This is a genomic window from bacterium (genome assembly GCA_020444065.1).
Taxonomy (GTDB): Bacteria; Sumerlaeota; Sumerlaeia; order SLMS01; family JAHLLQ01; genus JAHLLQ01.
This window is the reverse complement of record JAHLLQ010000005.1, coordinates 160,748-173,756: the sequence shown is the minus strand read 5'-3', so window position 1 is coordinate 173,756 and position 13,009 is coordinate 160,748. Positions and strand designations below refer to the sequence as shown.

Genomic DNA, 13,009 nt, shown 5'->3' with positions numbered 1-13,009 from the left:
CGAACACAACTGCGCCAATGTTCTCGTCCTAGCGGCGGACCACATGATTGACGAGATCGGCGAGGTCGTTCTGGCGTGGTTGGATGCCACGTTCGGTGGTGGCCGCCATGCACGGCGCGTGGACTTGATCGATGGGCTGGATCGACTGACCGTCAGCAATCTCCCCACCGCACGCCTTGTTCGTTTCGGGCAAAGCCCATGGCTCGACGACATTAACGATCGCATGATCGCAAGCGGTGAACTCGAGCGGCTGGCAAATGAGTGGAACATCCGCGGCATGACCAGCAACCCGACGATCTTCAACAAGTCCATCGGCCATGGCGTAGGCAGCTATCCGAAGCAGTTGGCATCGCTGCGCGGACGCGGTGCCTCCGTCGAAGATGCGTACGAGGAGATGGTGCTGAACGACATCCAGCGTGCTCTCGATATCCTGCGTCCGGTTTACAATCGCACGGGTGGCGATGATGGCTTCGTGTCTCTGGAAGTCCCGCCGCGGTTCGGCCACGACGAGGAAGGGACCGTCGAAGAAGCCGTTCGCCTGTTCGAGAAAATCGACCGTCCAAACCTGATGATCAAGGTGCCATCGACGCCGGCAGGAATCGCGGCCTTCGAGCGACTGACGGCGCTGGGTGTGAACGTGAATGTGACGCTGATGTTCTCGCTGGAGCACTATCGCGATGTCGCGGCGGCCTACGTTCGCGGCCTGCGCGCGCGCCTTGCCGCCGGGAATCCGACCCACGACGTCCGCAGCGTCGCCAGTATGTTCATCAGCCGGATCGACGTGGCAGTGAACAAGGAGATCGATGCGAAGCTGGCAATTGCAAAGGATGACGAGGAGCGCGAGTTCCTCCAGGCCGCCCGCGATCGGGTTGCCATCGCAAACACGAAGCAAGTCTACGCGGAATTCCGAGAGCTGTTCTTCGGCGAACCCTTCCAGGATCTGGCCCGCGCCGGCGCGGGCGTTCAGCGGCCACTTTGGGCAAGCACCGGCGTGAAGGATCCGAAACTGCGCGACGTACTATATGTCGAAGAGTTGGTTGCGCCCTATACGGTCAACACGATCCCTCGGTCCACATTGGATGGATTGATGGATCACGGCCAGGTTCGAATGAACGCCGTCTCCGAAGGACTGGAAGAAGCGGACGATCTGCTGCGCGGCCTCGAAGTTTACGGAATCGACCTGAAGGCGATCTGCCAGAAGTTGCAGGACGATGGACTGAAGGCCTTCGCAGACAGCTTCGATTCGTTGTTTGAGACGATTGGGAAAGAACTGACGAGTGGCTAGTGGCCACGTCCGGCGAGCCAGGAATCCTCATGCCTGAACCCTTTGTTCAAGTCGACAACCTCACGAAGCGCTTCGGCGATCTGCTTGCCGTGAATGGCGTATCGTTCGAGATCGGTGAAGGCGAGATCTTCGGGCTGCTGGGGCCAAATGGCGCCGGCAAAACCACAACGATCTCGATGCTGTCGTGTCTGCTCGATATCGATGGCGGGTCTGCGCGAATCGGCGGATACGATGTCGGTCGCAATGCCATGGCAGTGAAGCGCCTGATTGGAATCGTCCCCCAGGACCTGGCGATCTACCCGATGCTTCCGGCGATTCAGAACCTGCGCTTCTTCGGAAGCATCTACGGTTTGCACGGCAAGGAACTCAACGAACGCATCGATCACGCGCTGGAAATCGTCGGCCTGAAGGATCGCGCGAAGGACAAGGCCGAGAGCTTCTCCGGCGGAATGAAGCGCCGTCTGAATCTCGCCGCGGGCTTGCTGCATCGGCCGAAGATTCTGTTCCTCGATGAACCGACCGTCGGCGTCGACCCGCAGTCGCGAAATCATATTTTCGAGAACATCCGTCGCCTTCAAGACGACGGCATGACGATTCTCTACACAACGCACTACATGGAAGAAGCACAGTCTCTGTGCGAGCGCGTGGCGATCGTCGATCAGGGCGAAGTCATCGCGATGGATGCTCCGGAAAGCCTGATCCGACAGCACGGCGAGGGGATCATTGAGTTTGGCGTGCGCGAGGTAAGCGATGAAACGCTGGCTCGCATCGAGTCGTTAGAAACCGTGCGGGGTGCGCGCAGAAACGGCGAGACGCTGCGTGTGGAATCGCCGAGTGCGAACCATGCCCTGCTGGAAGTCTTGCCCGCGCTGGAGCAGGCCGGCGTCGCGATCGAGTCGCTTGCTATTCGCGAACCGAATCTTGAGAGCGTGTTCCTCCACCTTACCGGAAAGTCGCTGCGGGACTGACAAATCATGCAAACAATGCTGACAGTCATGATGAAGGACCTGCGGATCTACTTCGGCGACCGCACGGCGCTGGTTCACGCATTTATCGTCCCCATGGTGGTGATTGCCATTGTGGTGGCTGCGTTTGGCAACCTGTTCGGAGGCGGGGGCGGGGGGCCGCAGATTCGCATTCCGATCGTCGACCAGGATCGCAGCAAAATCTCCGGAGAAATCGTTCGTGCGCTGACGGGGTTGGATGGATTGAAGGTCGAAACCTCGATTCGCGAAGATGACAAGCTGACGTCCTTCACCGAAGAGATCGCCACCGAGTGGATCGAGAAGGGATATCGCTCTGCCGTGATCGTGATCCCAGAAGGTTTCGGAGACGCGATCTTGAATGGCGAACCAACGAAGTTCCGCCTGCTACGCGATCCCGGCCAGAGGGTCACACCCGGTGTCGCACAGGGCATTCTGAATGGTGTCGCAACGCGCCTTTCTGCCGATCTGCAGCGTGTGCAGGTCGGCGTGATCTTCGGAATGGTTGTGACTCGCGGCAAAGGCGACCCCGAGGAAATCGCCCGCGGCATCATGGAGAACTCCGACGAGATGTGGAACAATCCTCCCGTCGGAGTGGAGACCGTCGATCTGAAGATCGAGGGCGATGAGGCTCCGAAGATCGATATGGTCAAGCAAACCGTGCCGGGCTACGCGATCATGTTCGCGCTGTTCACGATGCAACTCGGCGGCGTGTCACTGCTGAAGGAAAAGGACTGGGGAACGTTCCGGCGATTGTTGGCCGCTCCGATCAGGCGCGCGCAGATTCTAGCCGGGAAACTCCTCGCCGTATTTGCGCTGGCGATGACTCAATTCTTCGTCTTCTTCGCGTTCGGGCGCCTTGTCTTCGGGATCGATTTGGGCAGTTCGATTCCGGGACTGATCCTCCTGAGCGCCGCCGTCGCCTTCACGGTGACAAGCCTGGGCATCCTGATGGCAGCCTTTGTGAAGTCCGAAGGTCAACTGAGTGGAATCTCAACGCTGATGATCCTGTTCATGTCGGCGATCGGCGGCAGTTGGTGGCCGCTTGAAATGACGCCGCCGTTCATGCAGAAGCTCGCCTACTTCGTCAGCATCACAGCGTGGGGCATGAGCGGGTTCAAGGATCTGCTCTGGTACAATCAACCATTCACCGCAATTCTGCCGGAAGTCGGTGTGCTGGCCATTTTCGCTGCCGTCTCCTTCGTCATCGGCTGGTGGCGATTCCGATTCGACTGAAAGAGATACCGGATGGAGCAGCAGGCCATTCCACTCGAACTGCCAGCGTCCCTCGAACATCGCCGCGCGGAATTCGAGGGCACCCTGCGCGAGGCCCAATCGATCATCGCTCGGTTCGCAGCGGAACACGGCTGGGAAGACCTGATTCGCGAGCCGTTCGCCGACAGCGCGCACATCTATGATTCCAAGGACGCCTTCGACGCAGAGATTCGGGCGATCTTCGACATTCCGCCCGATCAGCCGGTGCACCCGACCCACACGGGAGCGCTGGAAGAGCGCCGTCTGATGGCCGTCGCACCGGAAATCTATCGCAAGCTCTACCCCGCCGGAGACGAACCGGGGGCCTTCGCCAAGCTCCTCGCCCATGAAATCGCCCATCGTCTGCACATCCGGATTCTGGATGGCGATGAGGATGCGATGGGACCGATCTGGTTCTTCGAAGCCTTCGCCATCACGGCGGTCGATCAGTTTGCGGATACCACCCCGACGCTTTCGCCGGAGCGCATGCGCGAGATTGTGCAAGCCGAAGCGCGCGGCCACTATCCGGAGTACCGGGCCGTGCTGAAGGCGCTGCTGCCGCGCGTGCCGCTGACCGAACTGGTTGACCGCGCCGCCCGCCCGGGGTTTACCGAATGGGTTCTTGGGCAACTGCCCAGTCGCTAACCCGCCCTGGAGGGGAAATTCATGACAGCCTGCCCGACTCTCGACGATCTGCGCGACCGCCTGACTCTCGCATTGGCCGAGGACCTCGGTGAAGCCGGCGACGTGACAACCAATGCGGTTTTCCCCGCCGAACATCGCTCGCACGCCCGGATTGTTGCGAAGGCCGACGGCATCATGGCTGGCGGACCGATTGTGGAAGCCGTGTTTGGCTTGCACGATCCGGATGTGAAGGTTGAGCGGCTGATTGAGGATGCAAAAAAAGTCAAGCCAGGCGACTTGGCAATCAGGCTGGAGGGAACAACCCGTTCGCTCCTCTCCGGCGAGCGTCTCGCGCTGAATTTCCTCCAGCGCCTGAGCGGCGTGGCGACTCTGACCGCGGCCTTCGTCGAAGCCAGCGGCGGTCGGGTCGCCGTGTGCGACACCCGCAAGACAACTCCCCTCTGGCGCGATCTGGAGAAGTATGCCGTGGCCTGCGGGGGCGGAACGAACCACCGGTTCGGTCTGTTCGACATGGTGATGCTGAAGGACACGCATGCTGACGGCGCAGGGGGACTCGCCGAGGCGCTCCGCCGCGTGGAGCCGCTGCGCCCGGGCCTCAAGGTCGCCGCGGAGGCGCGCGATATGAAGGAGGTCCACGCGGCACTGGCCGCGAAGGTCGACCTGCTGATGCTCGATAACATGAGCGATGAGGCACTCGGCGAGGCCGTGGCCCTGATTGCCGGTCAGGTGCCGATCGAGATCACCGGGGGTGTGAACCTGCAGACGATCGGCCGACTGGCTGAATTCGGCGTTGAGCGGGTCAGCATCGGCGCGCTGACGCACTCGGCCGTGGCCCTGGATTTCTCGATGCGGATCGATCTGGGATCGTAATCCCACGAAGCGAACCGCGAAGTCACGATTGGCGAATCGAGCCTCCTCGTCACACCAACCATCTAAGTCATCTATTTTCAATTCTATAGCCAGATGCAAATCTGTGGCCCGGCTCTCGCATTAGGGGCTGATGGGGGACGCTTGCCGCCGGCGGGTTCAATGGCCCTGTCCCGTCGCGGCGGTCCCCCACAATCCATCTGGGGAGTCCAGCGAATGGCCTTGTTTCAGAATCGCCGAAAGAAGCCGTACATGATGGGATCGGTCGCATTGCTGGCGGGTGCGGTAGGGATATTCGGGGTGCTGGCAATCCAGGGCCCTGCGGCGATCGAGGAGACACCGCCGGTGCTGCCGGTGGCGGCTCCGGCCACAGCTCCGAGCACTGACGAAACCGCGCTTCCCATCGCCGAAGTCGCGCAGGCTCCGGCGCCCGCGGATGAGAAATCCGCCCAGTGACTTTTCGCGTGACACCCTCACCGATCAACGACAAGGGTTGCGGGAATGACTCTTCCCGGGGGGCGGCTTGCCGTTTCGGGGGGATGCAACCTGCCAGCCGGAGTATTGGGATGAGAATCGAACGGTCCTCTGTGGCGAATGTGCGCCAGTGGGCGCTCGCTGGAATGTTGATGGTCTTGAGCGTCTTGACCGCTCTGCCGAGCGTCGTGCCGGCGCAGGATGCCGGTGACGATGCCGCGAAGGATGCCGGCAACGAGCACCTGGTGACCGCCATCTTCCAGGAAGCCAAGGTCGAGCAGGTCCTGCAGGTGATCGGAAATTCGACCGGCATTGCCGTCACACCATTCGGCAAAGTCCCCGGTCAGCGTGTTTCGGTCGTCATGAAGGACAAGCCACTCGAGGAAGTCCTGAGCGCGATCACCCAGCCAAAGGGCTGGATCTGGTTCAAGCAGGACGACGGTGGCTATGGCGTAGCCGACGAGGCGTGGTACAAGGCGAACATCCTTCCCAGTCTCGTCATCACGAAGACTTTCCGGCCGGATCACGTTCAAGCCTCAGAGTTGGAGCGTGCGATTCGCCCCATGTTGACCTCCGGAATCAGCAGCGTCACCGCCGACGATCGAACGAACAAACTGATCGTGACGGACCTGCCCGACGTGATCGAGCGCATCGAGCGACTGATCCGCGAGATCGACGTGCAGCTCTTCACGCGCGTCTTCTACATTCGCCATGCCGACGTGGCCGACATCGCCGCAAAGATCGAAACCTATAAGAGCGACCCAGGCACCATCGAAGTCGACGAGAAAACGCACCAGATCATCGTGACGGATCTGCTGGCGAACATTAAGAAGATGGAACTGCTGATCGATATTCTCGACATCGGGCCGGAGATCGTCATCTACGACGTGAATAACATCGGCCTCGATGGCGAGGACCTGGAAGACCTGCAGACGATTATTGAAGAAATCCGCACGAAGGACCTGCTGTTCGAGGTCAACGAGAAGCAGGGCGTGTTCATTCTCGAAGACGTTCCGGAAGTTCACGAGCGCGTCGAGCAGATCCTCGAAGGCTTCGACCAGCCAGTGAAGCAGGTGCTGATCCAGGGCGAGATTCTCTCGACCACCTTCGAGCACACTTTCGACTACGGATTGAATTCCTTCGCGTACGCCGACGACGGATTCGCAACGGTCCCCGGTGCCCAAAGCGTTCTCGGCATTACCAACCTTACGGCAGAGTACCCTTTCTTCACGGCCTCGCCTCCGGTCATTTCCGGCGCGTACCTGGGTCAGAAGGCGTTCGCCTCCTATCAGGCAACGTTCAGCAACAAGGACACGAAGGTCCTGCTGCAGCCGCGTTTGCTGGTCAAGAACCAGGAAACGTCGCGCATCTTCGTCGGTTCGGAAGTTCCGTTCCTGACCACGATCTACGACGATGAAGGCGACAACACGATTCGCTCTACCACGCAAAGTACGGTCAGCGACGGTCTCGACTTCCAGATCACACCGAGTATCTCGAACAGCTACCTGATCGAGATGGAGATCGAAATCGACAACGACAACGCCAACCGCGAACCGGTGACATCGCAGGGCACAACGACGGACCTTGTTGCTCGCGAACGCCAGAGCATCGAGACGGTGCTGACCATGCCGTCCGGCCAGACGCGCGTGATCGGCGGTCTGCTGAGCGATACCGGCGTAAAGGGCAATTCGGGCCTGCCGTTCCTGGCAAACCTGCCCTACCTCGGCGCCATCTTCGGCCGTAAGACGAGCAGCGACGATCGCCGCAACCTGCAGATGTTCATCACCCCGACGATCGTCGAGGACGTGATTCCGCGGAACCTGAACGAGGATGGTCGCCGCGGCCGGCTCATTACTGGTTACGAGCGCGTTCCGGGCTCCTATGACCTGGACAATGAGGCAGAGTTCCAGGAAGAAGGCAGCGTCAGCGAAGAAGACCTGCTCTCGACCAGCGGGGACGCCGCGGGAGAGATCGAAGATCTGATGCGTGAACAGGGCGCCCCGACGAAGAACCCGCGCAAGCCGCGCGATTCCAGTTGGACCCGCCAGATGATCGGCGGATCGGGATCGACCGGCGGGGGAAGCAGCGGCGGCGGAGACAGAGACACGCCACCTTCGCCTCCGAGCGACACACCGCCGAGCGAGACGCGCTACTGAGCTGCACACGAAAGCCAAGAAACCAAGCCCGGGGCGCAAACTGCCCCGGGTTTCCTTTTGGGCCCATCAAGGACGTCGCCAATGCCAACGATTCCTCACTCGATTTACGCCATCACGCACCGCGAGTTTTCCGGCCTCTCACACGTGGAGCAGGTGGATCGCCTCATCTCTGCTGGGGCTCGACTGATCCAGATTCGCGAGAAGTCCTTGCCTGCCGGAGAGCTCCTCGTTCAGGCGCGCCTGGCGGCGAAACGATGCCGCGCGGTGGGCGCCACGTTGATCCTGAATGATGATCCGGAACTGGCCGTCGAAGCAAATGTCGACGGCGTGCACGTCGGCCAGGGCGATCTCTCCCCCGCCGAAGCGCGCCGCATTGTCGGTCCGGATCGCATCGTCGGCGTGTCGACGCACAACGTGGAGCAGTTTCTCGCAGCGCTCGATGAGCCGGTGGACTACATCGCCGTCGGGCCCGTGTTTGGAACGACAACAAAGGACAATGCGGATCCAGAGACCGGGCTGGAGTTCGTGGCCGAGGCCTGGGAACGCCTCGACGGGCGTATGCCACTGGTCGCGATCGGCGGAATCGACGCCGGCAACCTGGCGCGGTTGATGGCCGTCGCCCCAGGCGTGATCCCCGCGGTGATCGGCGCTATTATGAAGGCACCGGAGATCGGCGCGGCCTTGCGAGAACTGGAAGCTCTGCGGCGCGACCATTCTGTCGACGATTGATCTCTATATACGATTCGCCTCATCGCGAACGGCTCCCGCGATCTCCTCATACTGGACCGCCTGGGGATTCAACTTGGTCAGAGATGAGAGTGTGATCGTCTTTTGACCGGGGCCCTTTGAGTCAAGCACTTGCCGGGAGAGGACGTGAAACCTCCATTGGGAAAGGTTCAATGGGTCAATACTCATCCGGTCTTTGTGATTCAAGAGACAGAAGATGTACACGTCGGCGGATCTGACCGGGATGCTCGCCGTTGTATTGCTCTTCCCATCCCATGCTCTCTTGGGGGAGATATCGAAGGAAATGGTGCTGAGGCGAGGTTGTGACCAACTCTGTATGTATGCTGAGGACTTCACCTCAATCTTGAGGCCATCATGAGTGAGAATATCATAGGCATCCCATTCCCTGCGAACTCCTTCTGCGCAACCCAAGGCGCTCGCAACGATGAACTCGGCCAGAATCCCGCGCAGCGCATTGCCCACCAATTGAGAGGACGACCAACTCCAGAAGTCGATAAGCCTCGGAGCGTCCTCCAGGGGGATGCCGTCGCGGTGGAGGACTTCGCGACCTGTCATGCGCCGATCGGTGATGGGTTCGGAAGCATCCATACAAGTGTCTCCCAGTTTGGTCGCACAAGGCTCTCGCCTCTGTGCTCCAGGCTGCAAGCTCTTCGTCGTTGGTTACCGTCCTTCCCGTTGACTCTGCGCCGGAGGCACTGAGACTGGTTTTCATCGTCGAATGGGAGCCCTTTTCGTGTCCGTAGCGGACGAACAGATTCCTGCTGAAGAGCCTCGCATCGAGGAAGCGACGCCTGCACAGGCCGCTCCCAGGCGCTCGACTTCGGATCGCGTGAACCTGGCAATCGGGCTCGTGCTGCGGTGCCTGCTCCTGCTTCTGCTCGCCATCCCGACGATTCACTTCTTCAAAGTCGCCCACAGCCGCGTCACGTATCCCTTTGAGTCCGAGTGGCTCGAAGGAGAACTGGCCATGTATACGGTCCGGTTCCTCGATGAACCCAGCCTGGCGCATCTTTATCCGCCATACGAGAACGGTCAGTACGTTCCCCACCTCTACCCACCGCTTTACCAGATCGCAGTCGCGCCGTTCTTTGCGATCTTCGATTCGATGAATCTCGGTTGGGGCCGACTGGTTTCGATCCTGTCGACATTAGGCATCATGTTGGCCATGGCGGCGATCGTCCACAACCACACGCGCCAGTGGTTCGCCGCGCTGGTTGCGGCGTTGACGTATCCGATGTTCTTCAAGCCATCGGGCTACTGGTACGATCTGTATCGTGTGGACAGCTTCGCGTACTGCCTGGCACTGTGGGCGGGGTATTTCATCCTTGCTCGTCCCGGGCGATGGTGGCAGCTCGCCATTGGATTGGCGCTGGGATTCCTGGCGCAATTCACGAAGCAAACCGCCGTCTTCATTCCCGCCGGCGCAGTGATGATGCGCATCACGTTCACGATCGCCTCCGCACTGACGAAACGCTCCGACCCGACGGAGTCGCTGGTCGGCAAGTATCACCGCTTCCTGCCGAAGCCGCGCCACACGATCATCGTCCTCGCGCCGTTCCTGTTGCTGGTCGGAAATGCGATCTATCTTCTGCGTCTTCCTGCGTACAGCAACTTCCTCTTCTACCTGTACGAGGTGCCGTCGAAGCACGTGATCTACTGGGACACGATTCGCAATCGCGGGACGCAGGAATTGTGGCAGTACTACGCATTCTCCGTGTGGCTGATTCCGGTAGCACTGTGGGTGTCTGCCCTGACGCGCCGCTGGAAGCCGTGGACAATGCGTGTGATGGCAATCGGAATCGGCTTGCTGGCATCGATCATTGCAGTGATGTGGGTGCGCGGCGGAGTGGATCTGCCGCATCCCGGCCACGCGCACTGGGGAGCACACAAGCCCGGTATGATCTCGCCGACCGCGATGCAGTTTGTCGCCGGCACATGGACGCTGCCGATTCGTTGGGCGTTCGGACTGACGGTTGGCGGTCTGGCAGTCTGGATTGTGCGTTGGCTGACCGCGAAGACGCCGCTGCGCGGCGTGCATTGGCTTGCGTTCCTCTTCATCGCCCAGCACATCGCCGCGGTCACATGGGTCAAGATCGGCGGCTACATCAACAACTTCCTGCCGCTGTTCGTCATCCAGGGCGTCGCCGCCGGACTGGCCGTGGCCTGGCTGTACCAGTCGACACGTCGTTCGTGGACGCGCCACATCGTGACGCTCGGATTGATTGCTATGACGTGGCTGACATGGAACGGCACGATGGTGCCATTCCACGTGAAGCCAGCCCTGAAGGTGGCTCTCGAGGAGGACAAGGATAAGAAGGCAGAAGAACTAACGAAGAACCTGGAAGGTTCGCGCAACAGATTGGCCGATCTGAAATCGGAACTGGCCGACTTGGAGGGCGATTCCACCCGCACGATGACGCTCGAGAATCAGATCCAGAACGCTGAACGTCGTCTCGACGACCTCGAACGCCAACAGAAGCAACTGCAGGATGGCGAGTATCAACTGGATGTGCGGCGCTACTACAACGTCGCGACGGAGATCGGTTATCCGCTGTGGGACCGCCGACCGAATGAGGAATTCCCAGCGTTCGAAACGGATGGTCTACGCTATCACTATCCCGCTCGCCCCTGGTGGCCGGAGCCTGTCGCGAAACCGTACGGCAAGCAGATGCCGCCGGAAGGGGCTCGCGAAGCGTGGCAGGCATTCGTCGACAAGGTCGCAGAACTGAATAAGGATGGTGGCGTTTACCTGCCCCACCAGAACTTCGTGGCTGTCCTGGCCGGCGCCAAACCCGGCCCCAGCATCGATTCGATTCGCGACGTAACGTATTATCCGAAGCCGACGCCGCAGAAACTGCTCGATCGCATCAAGAACAAGAAACCGCGCTACATCATTACAATGATGGACCTGCAGTACGAATGGATGACCGGCGACTTCCAGCGTGTCATGCAGAGCAATTACCACAAACTCGGCCCCGTGCTGCCACCCGACAAGCACCCCGAGTTGATGATGCCCCAAACCGGCGCCACGGTGCGACCGACATGGATTTACGAAGCAAACCAATAGCCGATCCGAATCAGCTCTTCGGAATCTCCACCAGCGAGTACTCACCGGCTTCCTTCAAGACTTTGAAGGGAATCTGGCGATGCGTCAGATGATCGACCTTATCTGTCTTTGAGACGAAGAGCAAATGACCAGGCTTGTTAGTTTCTTTGGATATCAGATCCTTGGCTTCATCGTCGATGAGACCGATGTCGAGAACTCGATGTCTCATGTAGTAGGCCAGCGAGTGATGAGGCCGCATCTCAAAGAAGTAGATAGTCTTCGGGCCGGATACCTGGGCGATCGCTTCGCGAAGCATGCGGCCTTCTGGTCGCTCGCTCTTGGAATTGGGCAAATTGTCCGGGGCGACGCACATGATCGCCATGAGGAGCACCCAGATACTGGCAAGCGCCGTGAGGCCAATCCGCCAACTGCGCGACTTATCCAGCAACTTCCCGATGTCTGTGATGGCGACACGTCCAAAGGCGAGCGCGATAGGGACAAATAACGGAAGCACGTAGAGTGGCAAACGCGACTTTGCGAGAACGAAGACGACCAGGGGAAGCAGGATCCAAAGCACAAGAAAAAGCTTCCAGTCTTCCATTTGTGTACGCGCCGCCTGCCACGAGGAACGTGCTCGCCGAAATACACCCGGCCACAGAATAATCCAAGGACCAAGCCCCGCCAGAAGGATCGGGAAGTAGATGTAGAAGGGCGCGTTCCGATGGTGCTCGGTTGTGGCAACGCGATCGATCAGCTCGTCCTTCAGGAAGTACTCGAGCAATTCCGGCCGGTGGGCGATCAGGATCAGATACCATGAGAGTGAGACGGCCAGGAAGGCGATGAACGGAAGGATCGCGAACAGCTTCGGGCGCTTCTGTCCGCGGCGCATCGCTGCGAACGCCGCGATCGCTAGAAACGGCAACCACCCTGGAGGTCCCTTCGTCAGGAACGCCATTCCGAACGCCAGCCAGAAAACCCACCGCCAGCGCGATCGCGTTTCCTCTGCACCCCACCAGACTTTCCATGCCCCCAGTATGCCAAGCGTCTCCCAGAAGACGAGGAAGCCGTCGGTAGTCAACACCCTGCCGGCAGCAAAGGTCATTGCTCCCGTTGCATAAATGACAGCGGCAAGAAGCGCGTCGCGCCTCTTGAAACCGGCCGTCCAGGCCAGTTCACCAACGCAAAGGGCCGTCCCCAGGAATGCAAAGCAGAGAAAGAACCGCGCGCCCCACTCGTTCATGCCAAAGATCTTCATCCCGCCGGCGATCATCCAGTACGTGAACGGAGGTTTTGTGACGTGAATGTGTCCGGCGATTGTGGGAACCAGCCAGTCGCCGGATGCCAGCATCTCGCGCCCGACTTCGCCGTAGCGCCCCTCGCTGGATTCCCACAGAGCACGCTGGCCCCAGAAAAAAAAGGATACGACCAGGAAAAAAATCAATGCCCCGGCCGTCAGCCAATGGCGCGAGCGGTCGTTTTCGTTGCGGAACTGTTCAATCATTCGCTGTCTCCTCCAATGCTCCGCAAGGCGAAGCACAAAGACGGTCCAGCC

General features: G+C 60.0%; 11 protein-coding genes. 9 read left to right on the top strand and 2 right to left on the bottom strand.

Translation table 11 applies throughout. The features are described 5' to 3' along the window. Positions 1–43 precede the first annotated feature (43 nt). The 8 genes from tal to thiE all read left to right on the top strand — a co-directional run bounded on the left by tal (position 44) and on the right by thiE (position 8,393). On the top strand, positions 44–1,285 hold the full coding sequence (gene tal, locus KQI84_13660) for a transaldolase (GenBank protein MCB2155924.1): 1,242 nt from the start codon (positions 44–46) through the stop codon (positions 1,283–1,285). 29 nt (positions 1,286–1,314) lie between these two features. After that, entirely contained in the window at positions 1,315–2,253 is a 939-nt protein-coding gene (locus tag KQI84_13655) for an ATP-binding cassette domain-containing protein (GenBank protein MCB2155923.1), read from the top strand. Between the two features lie 6 nt (positions 2,254–2,259). After that, on the top strand, positions 2,260–3,504 hold the full coding sequence (locus KQI84_13650) for an ABC transporter permease (GenBank protein MCB2155922.1): 1,245 nt from the start codon (positions 2,260–2,262) through the stop codon (positions 3,502–3,504). A gap of 12 nt (positions 3,505–3,516) precedes the next feature. Continuing rightward, the gene (locus KQI84_13645; protein MCB2155921.1) at positions 3,517–4,167 is read left to right on the top strand and encodes a hypothetical protein; all 651 of its coding nucleotides are present in this window, start codon (positions 3,517–3,519) and stop codon (positions 4,165–4,167) included. Positions 4,168–4,188: 21 nt separating this feature from the next. Beyond that, entirely contained in the window at positions 4,189–5,037 is an 849-nt protein-coding gene (nadC, locus tag KQI84_13640) for a carboxylating nicotinate-nucleotide diphosphorylase (GenBank protein ID MCB2155920.1), read from the top strand. A 213-nt stretch (positions 5,038–5,250) separates the two neighbouring features. Continuing rightward, entirely contained in the window at positions 5,251–5,490 is a 240-nt protein-coding gene (locus tag KQI84_13635; protein MCB2155919.1) for a hypothetical protein, read from the top strand. A gap of 110 nt (positions 5,491–5,600) precedes the next feature. Next, positions 5,601–7,664, top strand: coding sequence for a hypothetical protein (locus tag KQI84_13630; protein ID MCB2155918.1), 2,064 nt, complete (start codon positions 5,601–5,603; stop codon positions 7,662–7,664). A gap of 81 nt (positions 7,665–7,745) precedes the next feature. Then, complete coding sequence (gene thiE, locus KQI84_13625) at positions 7,746–8,393, top strand: thiamine phosphate synthase (GenBank protein ID MCB2155917.1); 648 nt, start codon at positions 7,746–7,748, stop codon at positions 8,391–8,393. A 3-nt stretch (positions 8,394–8,396) separates the two neighbouring features. Here the strand turns inward: thiE and KQI84_13620 are convergent, their stop codons facing one another. Next, entirely contained in the window at positions 8,397–8,999 is a 603-nt protein-coding gene (locus KQI84_13620; GenBank protein ID MCB2155916.1) for a hypothetical protein, read from the bottom strand. Positions 9,000–9,144: 145 nt separating this feature from the next. Here KQI84_13620 and KQI84_13615 point away from each other — a divergent pair, with 145 nt between their 5' ends. Next, a complete protein-coding gene (locus tag KQI84_13615) occupies positions 9,145–11,478 on the top strand; it encodes a hypothetical protein (protein MCB2155915.1) in 2,334 nt (777 codons plus the stop codon). 10 nt (positions 11,479–11,488) lie between these two features. On the opposite strand, the gene KQI84_13610 is transcribed toward KQI84_13615, so the two are convergent. After that, the gene (locus tag KQI84_13610) at positions 11,489–12,958 is read right to left on the bottom strand and encodes a phospholipid carrier-dependent glycosyltransferase (protein ID MCB2155914.1); all 1,470 of its coding nucleotides are present in this window, start codon (positions 12,956–12,958) and stop codon (positions 11,489–11,491) included. Positions 12,959–13,009 lie beyond the last annotated feature (51 nt).

What these genes read in the sequence shown, in the direction of transcription:
- KQI84_13635 (MCB2155919.1), top strand. Translation starts at nt 5,251, where the DNA reads ATGGCCTTGTTTCAGAATCGCCGAAAGAAGCCGTACATGATGGGATCG.
- KQI84_13650 (MCB2155922.1), top strand. Translation starts at nt 2,260, where the DNA reads ATGCAAACAATGCTGACAGTCATGATGAAGGACCTGCGGATCTACTTC.
- thiE (MCB2155917.1), top strand. Translation starts at nt 7,746, where the DNA reads ATGCCAACGATTCCTCACTCGATTTACGCCATCACGCACCGCGAGTTT.
- KQI84_13620 (MCB2155916.1), bottom strand. Translation starts at nt 8,999, where the DNA reads ATGGATGCTTCCGAACCCATCACCGATCGGCGCATGACAGGTCGCGAA.
- tal (MCB2155924.1), top strand. Translation starts at nt 44, where the DNA reads ATGATTGACGAGATCGGCGAGGTCGTTCTGGCGTGGTTGGATGCCACG.
- nadC (MCB2155920.1), top strand. Translation starts at nt 4,189, where the DNA reads ATGACAGCCTGCCCGACTCTCGACGATCTGCGCGACCGCCTGACTCTC.
- KQI84_13610 (MCB2155914.1), bottom strand. Translation starts at nt 12,958, where the DNA reads ATGATTGAACAGTTCCGCAACGAAAACGACCGCTCGCGCCATTGGCTG.
- KQI84_13630 (MCB2155918.1), top strand. Translation starts at nt 5,601, where the DNA reads ATGAGAATCGAACGGTCCTCTGTGGCGAATGTGCGCCAGTGGGCGCTC.
- KQI84_13645 (MCB2155921.1), top strand. Translation starts at nt 3,517, where the DNA reads ATGGAGCAGCAGGCCATTCCACTCGAACTGCCAGCGTCCCTCGAACAT.
- KQI84_13655 (MCB2155923.1), top strand. Translation starts at nt 1,315, where the DNA reads ATGCCTGAACCCTTTGTTCAAGTCGACAACCTCACGAAGCGCTTCGGC.